General features: G+C 59.3%; 17 protein-coding genes and 1 pseudogene. 7 read left to right on the forward strand and 11 right to left on the reverse strand.

The window, feature by feature from the left end; translation table 11 throughout:
* Positions 1-6: 6 nt before the first annotated feature.
* Entirely contained in the window at positions 7-876 is an 870-nt protein-coding gene (locus tag ACA074_RS12600) for a TauD/TfdA dioxygenase family protein (RefSeq protein ID WP_187680819.1), read from the forward strand.
* A 53-nt stretch (positions 877-929) separates the two neighbouring features.
* Here ACA074_RS12600 and ACA074_RS12605 read toward each other — a convergent pair whose 3' ends face one another.
* The 6 genes and pseudogenes from ACA074_RS12605 to tspO form a co-directional block, all read right to left on the reverse strand.
* A complete protein-coding gene (locus tag ACA074_RS12605) occupies positions 930-1,619 on the reverse strand; it encodes a hypothetical protein (protein WP_497659411.1) in 690 nt (229 codons plus the stop codon).
* Positions 1,588-2,478 (reverse strand): annotated as a pseudogene (locus ACA074_RS12610) (GSCFA domain-containing protein); the annotation flags it as partial. The gene ACA074_RS12605 and the pseudogene ACA074_RS12610, both read right to left, overlap by 32 nt.
* Before the next feature lie 12 nt (positions 2,479-2,490).
* Entirely contained in the window at positions 2,491-2,628 is a 138-nt protein-coding gene (locus tag ACA074_RS12615; protein ID WP_497679152.1) for a hypothetical protein, read from the reverse strand.
* A gap of 37 nt (positions 2,629-2,665) precedes the next feature.
* Positions 2,666-3,181 carry a GNAT family N-acetyltransferase gene (locus ACA074_RS12620; RefSeq protein WP_187680818.1) on the reverse strand — a complete coding sequence of 172 codons (516 nt, stop codon included), beginning with the start codon at positions 3,179-3,181 and terminating at the stop codon, positions 2,666-2,668.
* A gap of 61 nt (positions 3,182-3,242) precedes the next feature.
* Positions 3,243-4,220 (reverse strand): alpha/beta hydrolase, encoded by a 978-nt coding sequence (locus ACA074_RS12625; protein ID WP_497617956.1) that lies wholly within the window; start codon positions 4,218-4,220, stop codon positions 3,243-3,245.
* Positions 4,220-4,660 carry a tryptophan-rich sensory protein TspO gene (gene tspO / locus ACA074_RS12630; protein WP_187680816.1) on the reverse strand — a complete coding sequence of 147 codons (441 nt, stop codon included), beginning with the start codon at positions 4,658-4,660 and terminating at the stop codon, positions 4,220-4,222. The genes ACA074_RS12625 and tspO overlap by 1 nt, the downstream gene beginning before the upstream one ends.
* A 182-nt stretch (positions 4,661-4,842) precedes the next feature.
* On the opposite strand from tspO, the gene ACA074_RS12635 reads away from it, so the two are divergent.
* Positions 4,843-5,070 (forward strand): hypothetical protein, encoded by a 228-nt coding sequence (locus ACA074_RS12635; protein ID WP_187680815.1) that lies wholly within the window; start codon positions 4,843-4,845, stop codon positions 5,068-5,070.
* A 90-nt stretch (positions 5,071-5,160) separates the two neighbouring features.
* On the opposite strand, the gene ACA074_RS12640 is transcribed toward ACA074_RS12635, so the two are convergent.
* Positions 5,161-7,287 (reverse strand): TonB-dependent receptor family protein, encoded by a 2,127-nt coding sequence (locus ACA074_RS12640; RefSeq protein ID WP_497679153.1) that lies wholly within the window; start codon positions 7,285-7,287, stop codon positions 5,161-5,163.
* A gap of 162 nt (positions 7,288-7,449) precedes the next feature.
* Between ACA074_RS12640 and ACA074_RS12645 the strand changes: the two genes are divergently transcribed.
* Positions 7,450-7,665, forward strand: coding sequence for a hypothetical protein (locus ACA074_RS12645; protein ID WP_187680813.1), 216 nt, complete (start codon positions 7,450-7,452; stop codon positions 7,663-7,665).
* A 31-nt stretch (positions 7,666-7,696) separates the two neighbouring features.
* Here ACA074_RS12645 and ACA074_RS12650 read toward each other — a convergent pair whose 3' ends face one another.
* Positions 7,697-10,333, reverse strand: coding sequence for a bifunctional diguanylate cyclase/phosphodiesterase (locus ACA074_RS12650; protein WP_497679154.1), 2,637 nt, complete (start codon positions 10,331-10,333; stop codon positions 7,697-7,699).
* A gap of 276 nt (positions 10,334-10,609) precedes the next feature.
* Between ACA074_RS12650 and ACA074_RS12655 the strand changes: the two genes are divergently transcribed.
* On the forward strand, positions 10,610-12,805 hold the full coding sequence (locus tag ACA074_RS12655) for an OsmC domain/YcaO domain-containing protein (protein WP_497617963.1): 2,196 nt from the start codon (positions 10,610-10,612) through the stop codon (positions 12,803-12,805).
* A 117-nt stretch (positions 12,806-12,922) separates the two neighbouring features.
* Here ACA074_RS12655 and ACA074_RS12660 read toward each other — a convergent pair whose 3' ends face one another.
* On the reverse strand, positions 12,923-13,417 hold the full coding sequence (locus tag ACA074_RS12660) for a PaaI family thioesterase (RefSeq protein ID WP_497679321.1): 495 nt from the start codon (positions 13,415-13,417) through the stop codon (positions 12,923-12,925).
* A gap of 67 nt (positions 13,418-13,484) precedes the next feature.
* Positions 13,485-13,733 (reverse strand): hypothetical protein, encoded by a 249-nt coding sequence (locus ACA074_RS12665; protein WP_187680809.1) that lies wholly within the window; start codon positions 13,731-13,733, stop codon positions 13,485-13,487.
* Between the two features lie 169 nt (positions 13,734-13,902).
* Between ACA074_RS12665 and ACA074_RS12670 the strand changes: the two genes are divergently transcribed.
* From ACA074_RS12670 to ACA074_RS12680, 3 genes are all read left to right on the forward strand, one after another.
* On the forward strand, positions 13,903-14,541 hold the full coding sequence (locus tag ACA074_RS12670) for an ATPase (protein ID WP_187680808.1): 639 nt from the start codon (positions 13,903-13,905) through the stop codon (positions 14,539-14,541).
* Between the two features lie 86 nt (positions 14,542-14,627).
* A complete protein-coding gene (locus ACA074_RS12675) occupies positions 14,628-14,969 on the forward strand; it encodes a hypothetical protein (protein WP_187680807.1) in 342 nt (113 codons plus the stop codon).
* Positions 14,970-15,272: 303 nt separating this feature from the next.
* Entirely contained in the window at positions 15,273-15,914 is a 642-nt protein-coding gene (locus ACA074_RS12680) for a LysE family translocator (RefSeq protein WP_497679155.1), read from the forward strand.
* Between the two features lie 15 nt (positions 15,915-15,929).
* Here ACA074_RS12680 and ACA074_RS12685 read toward each other — a convergent pair whose 3' ends face one another.
* Positions 15,930-17,123 (reverse strand): GAF domain-containing sensor histidine kinase, encoded by a 1,194-nt coding sequence (locus ACA074_RS12685; RefSeq protein WP_497679156.1) that lies wholly within the window; start codon positions 17,121-17,123, stop codon positions 15,930-15,932.
* Between the last annotated feature and the right edge of the window lie 121 nt (positions 17,124-17,244).

Here is a 17,244-nt window from a genome sequence, read left to right on the forward strand (position 1 = left end):
GGGAACATGGATCAATTGGCACTCAAGGCAATCGAGCGCATCGCCGCACAACAGCGCGCGCCGTATCAGCACATCACCGTCGACCGGATCACGCCGGTCATTGGCGCCGAGGTCGCCGGCGTCGATCTTTCGCAACCACTGAATGACGATCAGCTCTCAGAAATCCGCCGGGCTTTTCTGGAAAACCACGTGCTGGTGTTTCGCGATCAGCATTTGACGGTGCAAGAACACAAGGCGTTCGGCCGTCTGTTCGGCGAACTGCGTGCCTTGCCGGTGGAGGACATTGACGGCGATGACCCGGAACTGGTGGAGATCCGCGCCAATGCCCAATCACGCTACGTCGCCGGTGAAACCTGGCACACCGACGGCACGGCCGATGTCGCGCCGTCCCTCGGTTCGATGCTGTACATCAAGGAAACTCCGGCCATCGGCACCGGTGGCGATACGTTGTTTGCCAACATGCACCTGGCGATCGAAATGCTGTCGCCGGCAATGCAGCAGTTTCTCGGTGAATTGACCGCCATCCATGACGGGGCGATTCCGTGGAAGGGCTATCAGGCGCCGGCCAACCTGCCGAGGACTGAGCACCCGGTGGTGGTTCGTCACCCTGAAACCGGGCGCAAGTCGTTATTCGTCAATTCCGGGTTCACTTCGCACATCGTGCAGTTGTCCGGTGGCGAAAGTCAGGCGCTGCTGAACATGCTGTTTGATTTGGTGGCCCGAGAGCCAGTCCTCAGTTGCCGCGTACGCTGGGCGCCTAACACCCTGGTGTTCTGGGACAACCGCTGCACCCAGCACCATGCGGTCTGGGATTACTTCCCGCATTCGCGCTACGGCGAGCGGGTGACGATTCTGGGGACGCAGCCCAAGGCTTGATCCCCCGAGGCACGTCTGTGGGCGCAAGCTCACTCCCACAGATGTCCCCGCCTCTACAGGCCATGCTCCAGCAACTGCTCGACGATCAACTCCCCAAACGCCAGATTGCCGTGCAACGGGTCATCCACTTCGCAGAACGCCGAACGCTGGAAACCCTGCTCATCGTTCGCCGCCGCGCGCACGTCGATCAGCTCGACGCCGAGCCCCTGCAGACGCTTTATCAGCAGCGTCTGGGCGGCCATGAACACTCGCGGGTCGGACAGCTCCGGTACCCGTTGCGGCGGTAACACGGCGAACACCTTGAGGTTCATCGCCAGTGCCTGTTCATAGAATGCCAACGCCGACCGGGACAGGGTGTCGACGATGGATTCGAACAACGGTCCTTCAAGAAATCCCGCGTCAAACTCACCCTCTGGCGTCTGGTAACAGGTCCAGTTCGGCGCTGTGGCGAGGTAGTGCAGACTCAGGCCGATTGTGCTCACCAGCGGCACGCCGACCTTCGCCAATTGCGGCGTTTCGAAGGTGTCGAGGGCCTGGCGATACAGGCGTTCCATCTCGCCATCCCTGAACACCACGTCATTGCGGGTGATGCTGAAGAAATCGACGGCGAAATCTCTTCCGGTTCCCAGCGGGCCACCACCGAAAGGCACTTCACGGGCCTGCGCCGCTTTGCCGATGACGCCGGCATGGGAGTCACCCAACAGCAGAAACCTAGGCGTAGTAATCGAGTACGGCGTCTTCACAGACAAGATCCTCGCTGGATACGCAAGTAGAGGGAGCAGAGGCGGGCGCTTGCACTGACTGGACGGCGTCGAGCCCGGCGAAAAACTGCTGCATGACGAACGCCACACCCTCTGGCGTGACTTCTCGCTGGTTGGCCTGGTAGAAGCCGCCCTTGAACGGTGTGCCGGTGATGATTTCGTAGGACGGGAAATAGTCGACGTCGTGCAGGTCTTCACACAGTTGCCCGGCGACGGCGCGCAGCACCGATTTGGAGTAGGTAGTGGCGCTTAACACATGCTGACCTGTGGCCGTTGCCGTCAGAGGTACTGGCGAAACGGTGAGCAGCAGGCGCAGCTGCGGGTTGATCGAGCGCATCAACTCGACTGCCCTGACCATCTCGCCATAGGTGTCGACAAACCCGAAGTTGCGGAACTGGTGGAGCTGCGGATCGAAGGTGCCGCGCACGGTGCCGGGACACATCGGATAGAGCGCAGAGGTCTGGCGATGTTGCCAGCCTTCGGTCAGACCAAGCGTGAACACAAACACCTTGGCGCGGCGCAGGGCGGTGCGAATGGCGGCCAGAGTCGCTTCGCGCGACGCGAATAACGCCTCTTCACTGGCAAAGCCTTCAGGCTCCACCGCGGGGCGGAACGGATCGAAGAAACGCCCGTCGTGGGCCCAGGTTTCGCTGTGCGGCACACTCAAGCCCAATGCCCATTCGAGCCATTGGCGCAACATCGCCGGGGTGTACAGATTGCCGGTGCGGAAAGAAAACACCCCATAGTTGTGGGCCTTCCAGTCGACTTCAGGCAACCCGGCCGGGGCAGGCTCGGCGTCCAGCCAATTCATGCCGCGCTCCACCAGCGCCCGACCGATGTGCTGGGCGAAACACTAACCGGCAGTGACGATGGCATCCTTGTTGCCGATCTCGAATTCCGGTGTCCACAGTTGATCGATGTCCAGCGCGGGTTTGTCGGCCACGGCCGTGCGCCAGAAGGCGCGGGATGGCAGGCATTGATAGGGATTCACGACGAGAGGCCTCCTGGCGGTTCGCAGAGAAAAAGAATCAGCTGATTTGATAGCGGTAGATCAGGTCATCAAACCACCGGTCACCGATCTGATAGGCCAGCGGCACACGGCGTTCGAAGACAAAACCGCATTTCTCCAGCACCTTGCAGGATGCGACATTACCGTCGGTCACGGTCGACTCCAGCGAGTCCAGGCCGATGGCGGCGGCATAATCGATGATCGCCCGCCGCGACTCGGTGCCAAAGCCTTTGCCCTGATGCTCCGGCAACAGCAGGCAACCCACTTCGGCATGTCCCGGCGAGAGAATACAGAACCCGGTCACACCCAGTTCCTGCCGACTGGCCTTGTCAATCACCACCAGGCACAACCAGTGATCCGATTGCGGCCCCCACGCCGGCAACCGATGCTCGAAGCCCTTGCGAATTTGCTCCTCGGCAATTTCGCCGAACACATACTGCATGGTCTGCGGCTCGGAATGCAGCCTGAGGAACAACGGCCAGTCAGATTCGACCAGGGTGCGCAGGTCCAGGCGTTCGGTGGTGAGTTCGAGCATCCGCTGCTCCTTGCGTGGGTGGAAAAGGGAAGAGGTTTTTTACTTGTTGTGGGGGGAAAGATCAATGATCCGATATCGGTGCTTGTCCCCCAACCCGAGCCGAAATCCATTCCCGACTGTAAGCCAGCACGCTGTCAGCAATGGCTGTCGGAAAATGGATAAAACCATGGGGTGAAGAGGGCAGCAGGTACACCTCGACAGGCGCCGACTGCGACCAGCGTTCGGCGATGTCGAGGGTGTCATCGCGCAGCGGATCGAGTTCGCCGGCAAACATCAGTGCCGGCGGGAATCCGCTGAAGTCACCGTACAGCGGTGACAACGGTGGTTGCCGGCGCTGTTGGTCATTCAAGTCTGGCGTGAGCATGCGCAGCGCCTCGACCATGCCGGGGCCGTCCAGCACCAGCGTTTCCGGCGGCGCCGCGCGCACGCTCGGCGTTCCGGTCAAGTCGTAGACGCCGTAATACAGCAACGCGCCGCTTACCCGACTGAGTAAGTCGGGCGATTGTTTCAGCGCCAACAACGATGTCGCCGCCAGATGCGCTCCGGCCGATTCGCCAACGACAATTACCGGCAGATCGGCAAACTCGTGCTCATTGAGCAACCAGCGAGCAGCAGCAATGCAATCTTCCATCACCCCTTCAATGGGCGTCGATACCGCAAGCCGGTAATCCACCGAGACAACTGTCACGTCGCAGGCGTTGACGATGGCAATGTTGAAATTGTCATTCATCTGCGCGTTGCCGATCACCCAGCCGCCGCCATGGAAATCCAGCACAACGCCTTTCGCGCACCCTTTGGGACGAATGATCCGCACGCTGCCCCCGGCAATCGCCTTTCGCTCTGCCTTGAGGCCGTGCTTGCGTAACTTGCTCGCGCCGCCGATCTGACTGACGCGCAGCAGCGCCTGAATCATCCGTGGCAGGACGCGATTGCGGATTTTAAAGCGCGGCAACCAGGCGAGCTTCCGGTTGAAGTCACGCACTTGCGCCAACTCGCGCTCGCCCTGTGGCCACGGCACTTTGCTGCTGCAATCGGTCATCAGCGGTTCTTGATCAAGATGGAAAAATTCAACGCCGCGGCCACACACAGCCACGCCAGATAAGGAAACAGGATCAGGCCGGTGACCAGATCAAGTTGCAAGGCCATCACCACCATCGCCGCGACCACCAACCAGAGCAACGTCAGGATCACCATCGCGGCAAAAACCTGATGCGCCCCGAAGAACACCGGAGTCCACAAGGTATTCAGCGCAATCTGCGCCGCCCATAGCGCCAGCACCGTCTGACTTCCCGGGATCAGGCTCAGTCGGTATCCGGCCCAGGCCAGTAACAGATAGATTAGCGTCCAGGCCACCGGGAACGCCCAGTTGGGTGGCGTGAACGAGGGTTTGCTGAGTGATTCGTACCATTCGCCGGGTTTGAACATGACCCCTGTGGTCGCGGCAGCCGCGCAGGCCAGAAGGAAAATAAAAAAAGTCATCGGCAGTCCTTAGTTTGGGTCAGCTGTTTGAGAGTGTAAGCAGAGGACGCCTCGTGGCGCGAAAAGTTTGGATTGAGCATGAGATTTCTCTGCTCGCGTCCTGCGCTTCATGCCGTTGAACTAAAAGCCTGACTGAGGCGTCAGGATATTCAGTGCCCCTCTTTTCTCATACGGATGACACCATGCACACCTATCGCCTGGAATACCTGTTCAACGGCGAGCCTCGCTCCCACGTGTTCGAACTCAAGCAACCACAACTGGCCGATCACGAGGCCGCGATGCATCTTCTGGAGCTGCATCTTGGCGATGCGGAAAACAGCCTGATCATGCCCACGGCCGATTCGACGCCCCAGGAGATCCTCAAGCAGGCGGAGCAGGTAGGGATTACACGGATTGAGGTGATCGCGTAAATCGACGATCTGTTGTGAAAGCCGGCAATTGTGCAGGTTCTGCCGCCATCGCGAGCAGGCTCACTCTTTCATTGGGAATTCCTCGTAGCCTCACAGCAAACTCCACGAAACGCCTACATAAACCCCCATCCCTTCACCCGGCGTAGACCGCGCCGCATCCAATCCCTTGTCGTCATACCCAGGCGTGACCGTCGCCGCATAGTGTTTGTTGGTCAGGTTGCGCATATCCACCCAGGTCTGCCAGTCACCTTTGGGTGCGTTGTAGCCCAGCGTCGCGCCGAACAGTGCGTAAGGATCGGCGTAGTAGCTATTGGCGTAGTCCACGGCAACTTTGGATACCAGTTGTGTGTTCATCGCCGCAAAGAACCCCTGCGGCCAGCCATAACGCAGCTCACCTTGGTAGTAATGCATCGGCAAGCCCGGCAAGCGGTTGTCACCGAAGCGATCATCATCGCGATAGTGGAAGTCGCTGAGGGTGTACGCCTGACGCAGGCTCAACTGGCGGCCGTCGGCGGCTGACCAGAGTTTGCTGGTCAAACTGGCTTCGATGCCTTGGTGCACGGTCGGGCTGGCGTTTAGCTCGTAGGGCGTTACCGCGTTGGCGTCCGGCAGTACCGAGAGCAATTCGTGACGCACTTGCGCGTAGTACCACGCCAGGCTCCACTCGCCGAGTGCGCTGTCGCCGCGTCCACCGAGTTCGAGGGTGGTGGCGGTCTGGTTTTGCAGTTTGATCGGGTCCTTCTGAGTGCCGGTCGCGGCGCCGTTGCCAGCCGGGAAGCGCACGTTGGAGCTGTAGATCAGCGACCACGGGTGCGGTGCTTCGACCGAGCGGCTGAGGTTACCGAACACTTGCACGTCAGGCGTGATCTGGTAGCGCAGGCCGAGACGGGGCGCGTAGTCCCAGTCGTTCATGCTGGTTTTACCGCCGCCTTCGGGGTAAGTGACTGCACTTTCGCGTCTGGTGTAGATCGCGGCGAGGCCGGTGGTCAGCCACAGGTCGTCGGCGATTTCCAGGTCGTTGCCAAAATGCAGAACGGTGTCCGAGCCTTGATAGGTGAAGTTGCGCATGCGCGTGCCCGGCGCGTAGCCAGCGGTGTTACCGGTGGGGATGCGCACAAATTCACTGGCGCCGTCGTTGGGCAGGTGTTTGGTCACGCGCAGGCCAACGGTGCTGCGACTTTCCATGCCGAACAAAGTGTCACGACGCTTGTAATCGAAGGTCCCGCTGACGTCGGTGTAGGCGACCTTCAGACGATTCGGACCTTCGCGCAGGTCCATCGGATAGTCGTGGTAGACGAGGCCGGTCTGGATGCTTGAGTCGTCGTCAATGTAGAACGTGGTTTTGTTGCCGATGAAGGTGCTGCCCGGCTGCTTGCGGCTGTCGTCGCGCGAGACGTAAGCCGGGTTGGCCGCTCGTGGGTCGTGCTCGATGGAGTGCTTGGTCACGCGGCCGGCGAGGTCGTTGTCGGTCTCGCGGTAGCGGATATAGAAGCGCGTTTCCAGATTCGGGTTGAAGCGATAGCCGAAGTTGGCGATCAGGCCTTTGCTCTCGCTGGCGGTGTGATCCTGATAGCCATCGGCGTTCGAATCGGTCAGCGACACGTAATAATCGAAGTCGCCCAGCACTTGTCCGGAACTGACCTGGCGCTGCTGATAACCATGGCTGCCGGTGGCGTAGCGCACTTGCAGTTTCGGCGCGTCGTAGCCGGTGTGGCTGACGTAATCGACGGCGCCGCCCAGTGCCAGCGCACCGCGATCAAAGCCATTGGCGCCGCGCAGCACTTCAACCTGGTCGACCCACAGGGGTTCGAGCAATTCATAAGGCGTGCCGCCGGGACCGGTCAGCGGCAGGCCGTCGAGCATGGTGTACAGCCCCGAGGCGTGCGCGCCCGGCGCTCGGTTGATGCCCGAACCACGGATCGAAATCTTCACGCCTTCGTTACCGGCCGACTGCGCATAAACCCCCGGCTGATAGGCCAGCACATCCTGATTACTGGCCACGCGACCCTGCAACGGTTGGCGCATGTCGACCACGCTCGTGCCGCCGGGCACCTGATCCAGGCGGGCCTTGGCGTCTTCAACAGCCGCGTCCGTGCCGCTGCGGTCTTGCGCTGAAATCAGCACCTGCCCCAATTCCAGACCTTGAGTCTCGGCCATGGCCGGACAGGCAAGGGCCAGCCCCAACAACGCGGTGGGCAGGGATTTGGACGCGGGCATCGAGAAAACTCCAGGCAGGGACGGGCAATGAACAGTGCGACGTAATAAAGAACGAAGGAAACACATGGGAATTTGCTTTTCTCGGGGTTCCATCCGTCGACTTCACTGAACCACCGTGACGCCGTGTCTTTCTACCGAGTGAGTCCATCACGAGATACCCCTATGTTCGATCAGCGAAAGAAAGAATTACTGGCGGCATGGCGCAAACTGGCGACGCAGTCGCAACCGCGGATGGACCCGGAAGAACAGTACGACGAGTTGCTCAAGGCAGCTGATGAGATGGAGGAGCAGGGACTGATCACCAGCGCCGAATGGCGTCAGTTGGTGAGGGATGCGAGCAGTGTGTTCACCCGCGACGAAGGTCGAAGCCACGGTTGATATCAGCGCTATTGCTCAGTGCTGATTCACCTTATAAACCCTCAAGATTCAGGCCGCTCGTGACGCGGCCTTTCTTTTGCTTCGGCTGTGCGCTTCTTGATGTTTGCAACAGACGCGCGAAGGCCACCTTGTCGATCGGGCGACTCATGAAATAACCCTGTACTTCGTTGCATTGATCCTTGCCGAGGATATCCAGTTGCTCCTCGGTTTCGACCCCTTCTGCGGTAACGTTCAGGCCCATGGCTTTGCCCAGGCCGATGATGGCTTGCACCACCGCCCGATCATTGGCGCCGCTGCTGATCGAGGCGATGAAGCGCTTGTCGATCTTGATCCCGTCGAACGGGTAGGCGCGCAGGTAGCCGAGGGATGAATAGCCGGTGCCGAAGTCGTCCATGTTCAGGCGCACGCCCAGTTCTTTCAGCGCGTTCATGGTGGTCAGCGCGCCGTCGGTGTCGTTGAGCATGACGTTCTCGGTGATCTCCAGTTCCAGGCGACTGGCCGGGAAACGCGTCTCGACCAGCACTTCGCGGACATCCTGAACCACATCGGTCACGGCAAATTGCGCCGGGGAAAGATTCACCGACAGCAAAATGTCTTCCGGCCAGGTCAGCGCCGTTTCGCAGGCTTCACGCAACACCCAGCGCCCAAGAGGGACGATCAGGTCAGTCTGCTCGGCCAGCGGAATAAACAGGTCCGGTCCTAGCAGGCCTTTGCTCGGATGCTGCCAGCGCACCAGCGCCTCGACCGAGACGATCTGCTTGCCGTCAATCTTGTAGCGTGGCTGATAGTGCAGGACGAATTCGTTGTGCTTGAGTGCATGACGCAAATCATCTTCCATTTGCCGGCGCGTCTGGATCTGGTCGCTCATGTGCGCTTCGAAATAGCACCAAGTGTTCTTGCCGTCGGATTTGGCCTGATAGAGCGCGATGTCGGCGTAGCGAATCAGCTCGCTCGGCGCGAAGCCGTGGCGGCGGCTCAAGGTAATGCCGATGCTGGCGCCAACGTGCAGCGGATAGTCTTCGAACATTACCGGCTGGTGCAGGCTGCCGATCAGGCGGGTGCAGAACTTGTCGATTTCGTGATGGCTGTCCATGCCGTTGAGCACCACCACAAACTCGTCACCACCCAGCCTGGCGACGATGTCGTTGTCGCGGGTGCATTCACGCAGGCGCACGGCGACTTCTTGCAGCACCGCGTCACCGGCGGGATGGCCGAGGGAGTCGTTGATCGGTTTGAAGTTGTCTAGGTCGATCATCAACAGCGATAGCGCTGGCGAGTGCTCTTTGAGCAACAGCGCATCATCCAGATACCGCGCCAGCTTGTTGCGATTGGGCAGTCCGGTCAGCGCATCGTGCATCGACAGGTGCTGGATCTGCGCATGGGCAGCGACTTCATCGGTGATGTCGCTGGCGGTACCCCGATAGCCAATGACGACATGCTTGTCGAAGATCGAGCGGGCGGACAACCGACAGTGACGCTGCTGGCCGGAGTGGTCGCGGTAGGTGCAACGCAGGTCGCTGGTGTTGCCTTCCTCGGGCAGTTTCCTTAGCCACAATTGCAGTGGCGTGGTGTCGCAAAACAGCAATTCACCAATATCTTGCCCCAGCCAGAAGGTTTGCGGATAACCGGTCACTTCGCTGAACCGCGCGGACAAGTAGGTCAGCGACAGATCCCGATCGACCTCCCAGATCCAGTCCGAAGCGGCTTCCGCCACCGCGCGAAAGCGTTCTTCACTGGCTTCCAGCCCGCGGTTGGCGGCTTCCAATGCCTCGTTCGAGGTCTGCATGACGGCGAAGCTTTGGTCGACGTATTGCGATGAGCGCAAGGCATGCCGAAAGAAATAGGCGGTCAGCAGCATTAACACCACCATCGTCGCGCCGAGGGTAGGCAGCAATGACCCCAACAACTGTTGTCCCGGCCGCTCCATATCGGCAATCAAGCTGTACCCGGTGCTGCCCAGCGGCACCCGGGGGCGGGCCGGGTCAATCGTTTCATCCAGCGCCAGCGTCAGGTTGCTCAGGCCATACTCACTGCCGATCTTGCGTAATTTGGTGGGAGTGAGCTTGTCGACGAATACCAGCACAGAGGTTTGCTGCGCAGCATCTACCGGCCTTTGATCGTTGGGAATGATTGCCGCCGCTGACACCAGCGCTGGCCAGCCTTCAAACAGTGAATAAGTAGTGAAGGGTTGGGTCAGGTCGGCCTGGGTTTGTACGTTATCCAGCAGCGATGTGGCGCTGACTTCGAGGAAGGCCGAGAGATCGGCCTCAAGCATTTGCCCTCGAACCACTGTGTATTTGGTGCGCTCGCGATTGAGTACGAATACGCCGTCATAACCGTCACTGGTGAACAGGGTTTTACCCAGATTCTGCTCGGTGTATGCCCAGTTTGTGTCGACTTGGTTGCTCAGGCGTTCATAGGCCGTTGTCCAGTAGGCATAACTGGTGATGTAGTTCTTCGACGCGGTGATACGGTTTTCCAGGGCGCGGGCTGAATAGAACTTGATTTTGTTGATTTCTTCGCTGTCCAGCTTATCGGCAATTCCGAGCAGGGCGACAGTCGCGGCCATCACCCCGGTGACGAACAATGCGCCGACGGCAATGGCAAGGCGTCGGGTGACCACGCTTTGCCGGGGTGGAGCAGGCGCCGCATAACTGGAAATATCCATTCGCTCGTCCTTGATCCGCAGTCTTCTGAATCTAGAACAATGGCGTGGGCGCGACGTTCAGATTCTTCGTGGTGCAGTGGTCCGAATCTGTAAAAGCGTAGTGAACGTGTTGAGTCTTTGCTCGAATTTATGTGCAGAAATGGGCACCGGCGCACAGTGTGAGGCCCGTGCAGATGGCATGGCGCCGGTCAGCGGCCATTCCCGAAAGCACAAGACTTCCCGCTCAAAAACCGGATAATGGCCGCCATTCGTTTAGCCGTATTCTGGTAATCCCGCATGGAAATCAAGGTCAATTTTCTCGACAACCTTCGACTTGAAGCCAAGTTCGACGACTTCACGGTGATCGCCGATCAGCCTATCCGCTATAAAGGCGATGGCTCGGCACCGGGACCGTTCGACTACTTCCTGGCATCGTCGGCGTTGTGCGCGGCTTACTTCGTGAAGTTGTACTGCGACACCCGCAACATCCCCACAGACAATATTCGCCTGTCGCAAAACAACATCGTCGACCCGGAAAACCGCTACAACCAGATCTTCAAGATTCAGGTCGAACTGCCGGCGGACATCTCCGACAAGGATCGCCAGGGCATCCTGCGCTCCATCGACCGCTGCACGGTAAAGAAGGTCGTGCAGACCGGCCCTGAGTTCATCATCGAAGAAGTGGAAAACCTCGACGCCGATGCGCAAGCCCTGTTGATGCCGCATTCGGGTTCGGAAGCAGGCACCTACATTGCCGGCAAGGATCTGCCGCTGGAGCAGACCATCGCCAACATGTCGGGCATTCTCGCCGACCTGGGCATGAAGATTGAAATCGCTTCGTGGCGCAATATCGTGCCCAACGTGTGGTCGCTGCATATCCGCGACGCGCACTCGCCGATGTGCTTCACCAATGGCAAGGGCGCGACCAAAGAGGGCGCTCTGGCCTCGGCGCTGGGCGAGTTCATCGAGCGTCTGAACTGCAACTTCTTCTACAATGATCAGTTCTGGGGCGAAGACATCGCCAACGCAGAGTTCGTGCATTACCCGGACGAGCGCTGGTTCAAACCCGGCCCGAAAGATGCGCTGCCGACCGAGATCCTCGACGAATACTGCCTCAAGATTTATAACCGCGAAGGCGATCTCCTCGGATCGCACCTGTACGACACCAACTCCGGCAACACCCAGCGCGGCATCTGCTCTTTGCCGTTTGTGCGCCAGTCCGACCAGGAAGTGGTGTACTTCCCGTCCAACCTGATCGAAAACCTTTTCCTCAGCAACGGCATGAGCGCCGGTAATACATTGGCTGAAGCACAGGTGCAGTGCCTGTCGGAAATCTTCGAGCGGGCGGTCAAACGCGAAATCCTCGAAGGGGAAATGGCGCTGCCGGACGTGCCGCAGGAAGTGCTGGAGAAATACCCAAGCATTCTGGCCGGCATCAAGGGCCTGGAAGAGCAGGGCTTCCCGGTGCTGGTCAAGGATGCGTCTCTGGGCGGTGAATTCCCGGTGATGTGCGTGACCCTGATGAACCCGCGTACCGGCGGTGTATTCGCCTCGTTCGGCGCGCACCCAAGCCTTGAAGTCGCGCTGGAGCGCAGCCTGACCGAGTTGTTGCAGGGCCGCAGTTTTGAAGGCCTGAACGACTTGCCGCAGCCGACCTTCTCGGGGCAGGCCGTAACCGAGCCGAACAACTTCGTCGAGCACTTCATCGACTCCAGCGGTGTGGTGTCGTGGCGCTTCTTCAGTGCCAAGGCCGACTTCGAATTCGTCGAGTGGGACTTCTCAGGCGAAGGCGAAGACTCCAACGCCGACGAAGCCGCGACGTTGTTCGGTATCCTTGAAGACATGGGCAAAGAAGTCTATATGGCGGTCTACGAGCACATCGGCGCCAAGGCTTGCCGCATTCTGGTGCCGGACTACTCGGAGATCTATCCGGTCGACGACCTGATCTGGGACAACACCAACAAAGCCCTGCAATTCCGCGCCGACATCCTCAACCTGCACAGTCTGAGCAAAGTCGGCTTGCGTAACTTGGCCCAAGGCCTGGAAAACAGCGAGCTGGACGACTACACCGACATCACCACGCTGATCGGCATCGAGTTCGACGACAACACGCCGTGGGGCAAGTTGACCATCCTCGAACTGCGCCTGCTGATCTACCTCGCCCTGCAAAAGTACGATCAGGCCAAAGACCTGGTTGAAGCGTTCCTGCAATACAACGACAACACCGTCGAGCGCGGCTTGTTCTATCAGGCCGTGAACGTGGTGCTGGAGATGGAACTGGACGAAGACCTGGAACTGGCCGACTACGAAGCCAACTTCCGCCGCATGTTTGGTAACGAGCGGATGGACGCGGCGATTGGTTCGGTAAACGGTAGCGTGCGCTTCTACGGCTTGACGCCGACGAGCATGAAGCTGGAAGGCCTGGATCGGCATTTGCGCCTGATCGAGAGCTACAAGAAGTTGCATTCGGCGCGGGCCAAAGCCACGGCTTGATCGCCATCAGCTGTGGCGAGGGGGCAAATTTCCTCTCCACTTCGAGTGAACGTAATCTTGCGTTCACGCAGGAACATGGGTGGCGGCGTATCTCGCGCTAGGTCTGGCTATCAGGCCTTAGCGCCCGTGCGCCGCGTTAGCCAGTTCCCCGGTATCGACCCGCACAAAAACCGAATCGCCCACCGCCGTCAGCACTTCCCCTGCGAAGACCTCACAGATCACCCGGGTCTTGCGCCCGACTTCCCCTTCGACTTTCGCCCGCAGAGTCAGCGTTACACCCATCGGCGTCGGTTTGATGAACTTGATGCCCAGGTTGCCGGTAACGCAGTCGATGCGGGGCAGGGTGCCGGGCTCGCGGTTCTCTGCACGGTAGTGATAAGCCATTGCCGTCCAGTTGGAATGGCAATCGACCAGCATCGCGATCAGCCCACCGTAGACCAGGTCCGGCCAGCCGCAGTATTTGGCGTCCGGCACATGCTCCGCGAGGACGTGCACGCCGTCGTCATGCCAATGGCTCTTTATATGCAGGCCGTGCGGATTGCTACCGCCGCAGCCGTAACAAACGCCTTGCGGCGCGGCGCTGTCTTGCAGTGAGGTGTCGAGGCTGGACATGGGTGTGGTCATCCTGGTGTGGTGAGGCCGGTCAGGCGCATGCGGCATTCGGCGCCGCGCCGATCCGTTATTGCTCGGGCGCAAGCCATGTATCGACGACCCGTCGATCCAGCTCTTCCCAATACGCCATGCCCAATACCCGCGTGGTGTTCAGCCCGCGTAGATAACCGCGCAACTGATGGGCCGTGTCGCGAATCAGCTGTGGATCGGCGCCGTCTTTGTTCAGCAACACGCTTTCGTACTGGACCAGGTATTCAGCCACTCGCTCGCGGAAATCAGGCAGAACGGCGTCGCGGATCAAGTCAAACGTTCTCAAGGAGGCTTCCTCATTCATCTTTTTCTAGTTGTGATTGAGTGTGTATCAGTCTGCACATCGGGCAACTATTGCTAGAAGTAATAGTGACCATCAAGAAACGCAAGTTCTGCTTTGTCGGCAATCAGCGGAAAATCGCCTCCATTGAACACGCAGCCAAGGAATTTGCGCGATGAAAACTCTGACTCGACTGGCCCTGGTCGCCCTGCTGATGGGCGCTGCCGCTGCACCGACCTACGCAGATGACGCCCGGTCGTGTCACTTTCAAACCATCACCGGCAGCAGCGCGACGTTGCAGCATTCGCAAACCGTCGGTGTGCTGTACAGCGAAAACACCTTGGACAACCTGCAATACCTCGAGCGCTACCATGACATGGCGGTCAACGGCGCGAAAGATGCGCTGGACTCGCGGATTCGTGAAGCCTTCGTCAATAGTTCCGATCCGGAACTGGCGATTGACTGGTTGATGAGTTCGTTGCAACAGCAGTTCTTGTCCGTGACCGTTTACGACAGCCTTGATGCCTTGGTCCAGGCTCATCCGGATGTGGTGGTCAAGCTCGACACCTTCAACCGTCTGATGACCCAACGCAATAGCCTGGTCGAAGCGCGTTTCACCGCTCGCTTCTACGACGCCGACCTGCAATACATCGGCAAGGCCGAAGGTGCCGTGGAAAAGCAGCTGCCTTCTGCCTGGGTGCAGAACCAGGCAGCGCCGCACATCGCCGCGCAGATCGAGAAGCAACGCGACTTGCAACTCAACGCACTGAAGCAATTCGACAGCTCGCTGAAAGCGCTGGTGTCGGCAAGCTGAACACTTAAAACATAAATGGCAACGGCGGCGCCGTGAAGCTGGACCGTTGCCGGTTGAACCGAACCTTTATTTTCAGGATTACACCGATGCGTCCCTTATTCGTGCCTGCCATGGCTTTTGCTTCCTTGTTGCTCGCCGGTTGCGCCTCCGCACCGAACGACCCGACGCTGACCTTGCAGACCAGCAAGACGCCGGCGCAATACGCCGATTGTGTTGTGCCGAAACTGCAGGGCAGTGCGATGAACCCGACCGTCTCGCAAACCCAGCGCAGCTACCGGATCGTGGTGCCGAGCAAGGTGGCGGCGGACAACGTGCTGGAAGCCTACAAGGCCGGCAATGGCGGCAAGGTGTTTCTCTACGAGCGTCACCTGCTGGCCTCGAACTTCATGCCATCGAGTTTTGAACGGGCAGCCCAGGATTGCATCTGATTTCGCCCGGTAAACGTATCTGACAGAGCTCCTTTGGTTGGCCGCAACCAACCAATTCTTTGCCCCGCGCCTTCACTCGGTCGCGGGGCTTTTTTTTGCCCGAAGTAGCCTCTCAACCCTGTGGCGAGGGGATTTATCCCCGATGGGCGCGCAGCGGCCCTTTCTTTTTGGGCTGCTACGCAACCCATCGGGGATAAATCCCCTCGCCACAGAGCCCTTGATACGGTGATTTTCCACACACAGGAAGACAGGTTGCCTGGCTCCTGTAACATGTCATCTCTCACTTCCCCACGAGCATTGAAAATGGACTCTCACTCGATTCTGGCGTTTACCGTGGTTGCCGCGATTGCCATCGCCAGCCCGGGCCCCGCGACACTCATGGCGATCAACAACAGTCTTGCCCATGGACAGCGCCGCACAATCTGGTCATCGCTGGGCAATGCCAGTGGCCTGTTTTGCCTGTCGGCCGCCGCAATGTTGGGGTTGGGTGCTTTGCTGGCCAGTTCCGAGTGGCTGTTCAATGCGGTGAAGATCATCGGTGCCGGTTATCTGTTCTACCTCGGGGTCAAGCAGTTGTTCAGAAAAGGCCCGATGCTGCCGGAAGGTATCGAGGGTGCCGCGAACAAGCCACGACCGACTCGCGGCAAGCTCTACAAGTCGGCTTTCCTGACGGCAGTGACCAACCCCAAGGCGACGATGTTTTTCACGGCGCTGTTCCCGCAGTTCATCGATCAGGGCGCAGCGTTGCTGCCGCAATTTCTGATCCTCACCTCGATCTTCATGGCGTTGTCAGTGTCGTCGTTGAGCGTCTATGCGGCGCTGGCGTCCCGGGCCAAGGGCGTGTTGACTCGCCCGGCGCTGTCTCGTTGGGTGAGCAGGGTGGTGGGGACGACGTTCATCGGTTTCGGTGCGGCGATCCTGACGATGCGCCGGCAGGCGGCATAAACGCGGGGCGTCAGTTCAGGCCCATTTGAACTGAGCCGGGAACCTCGCCACAAAACAGGTTCCTGATTGGATGTCTGATGTGACGCTCAGGCTGCCGTTGTGCGCCGTCGCGATCTGCGACGCGATATAGAGCCCCAATCCCAGCCCTTCATCGCGCTGCCCGGCTTCGGATCGGGAAAAAGGCTCGAACAACAGTGGCATCAACTGCGCTGGAATCGGCGTGCCCTGGTTGGTCAGCGAGATGACAATCTCGTTGTTCTCGGAACAGGCGTTGAGGATGATCGGTGTGCCGGTTGACCCATGAGTGACCGCGTTCCCCAGTAAATTGGAGAGCAATTGGCTGATGCGCAAAGTATCGCAATAGACACCTGCCGGTATGTCCAGCGCATGCACGAACGTTGCCTGCGGATGGGAAGCCTGGACTTCTTCGAGTGTCAGCAGCAACGTCTTCTGCAAGTCGTCCACTAACTTTCGTTGCACCGGAATCCCGCCGCCCAGCCGTCCCCGGGCAAAGTCGAGGATGTTCTCGATCAGCACGCCCATGCGCACAGAGCTGTGGCGGATCGCCGCAAGCAAATTGAGCGAACGCTTGTCTTCGGTTTTGCTTTCCAGCAGATCGGCGCTCATGCGAATGGCGCTCAGTGGCGTGCGCAGGTCATGCCCCAGTACCGCGATGAATTGCTCGCGCAGCCGGCCAAGCTCATTGGCCGTGTCCAGAGCGGTTTTGGTGGCTTGAAGATGGCTTTGAGTGTCGAGACTCATGGCAATCAGTTGGGCAAAGAGCGTGAGCGTCTTGGCGATGGCGGGTTCTTCAATATTCGCCGGGACCGAGTCGATGGCGCAAAGCGTGCCGAAAAAATCACCGTTGGCTTTCACTATCGGAATGGAAATATAGCTCTCCAGTCCATAGGTTTTTGGCGTGTGATGCTGTGAAAACACCGGGTGGGCACTGGCATGGCCAAAAATCACCGGCTGTTGGTGTTGCCGGATCTCGTGACAGATGGTCGATTCGAGGACCAGCTCGCCGCCAGGCTTGAGTCCGAAATCGATCGAGTCGTCGACTGCGCACGCGACCCAGTTCTTATCGGTGACGCGAGCAACCGCAGCGAAGCGCATGCCAGTGAGGTGTTTGACCATGCTCAGGATCACGGGCACCGCGTCAATGCTGCGGATGGCGTCGATGTCTGCGGCAAATTCTGGAGGGGGCATGGGGCGGCACTTCGAAATGATCTCGCTCAGAGACTATCTCTAATTGCCGAACATGACTAATTGGTGAGGCAAAAAAGGGTGCCGCGGATTTCCCGGGCGCCCTTTGCGGCTGTGCCGAGGG

The organism is Pseudomonas sp. LBUM1655 (genome assembly GCF_059716085.1).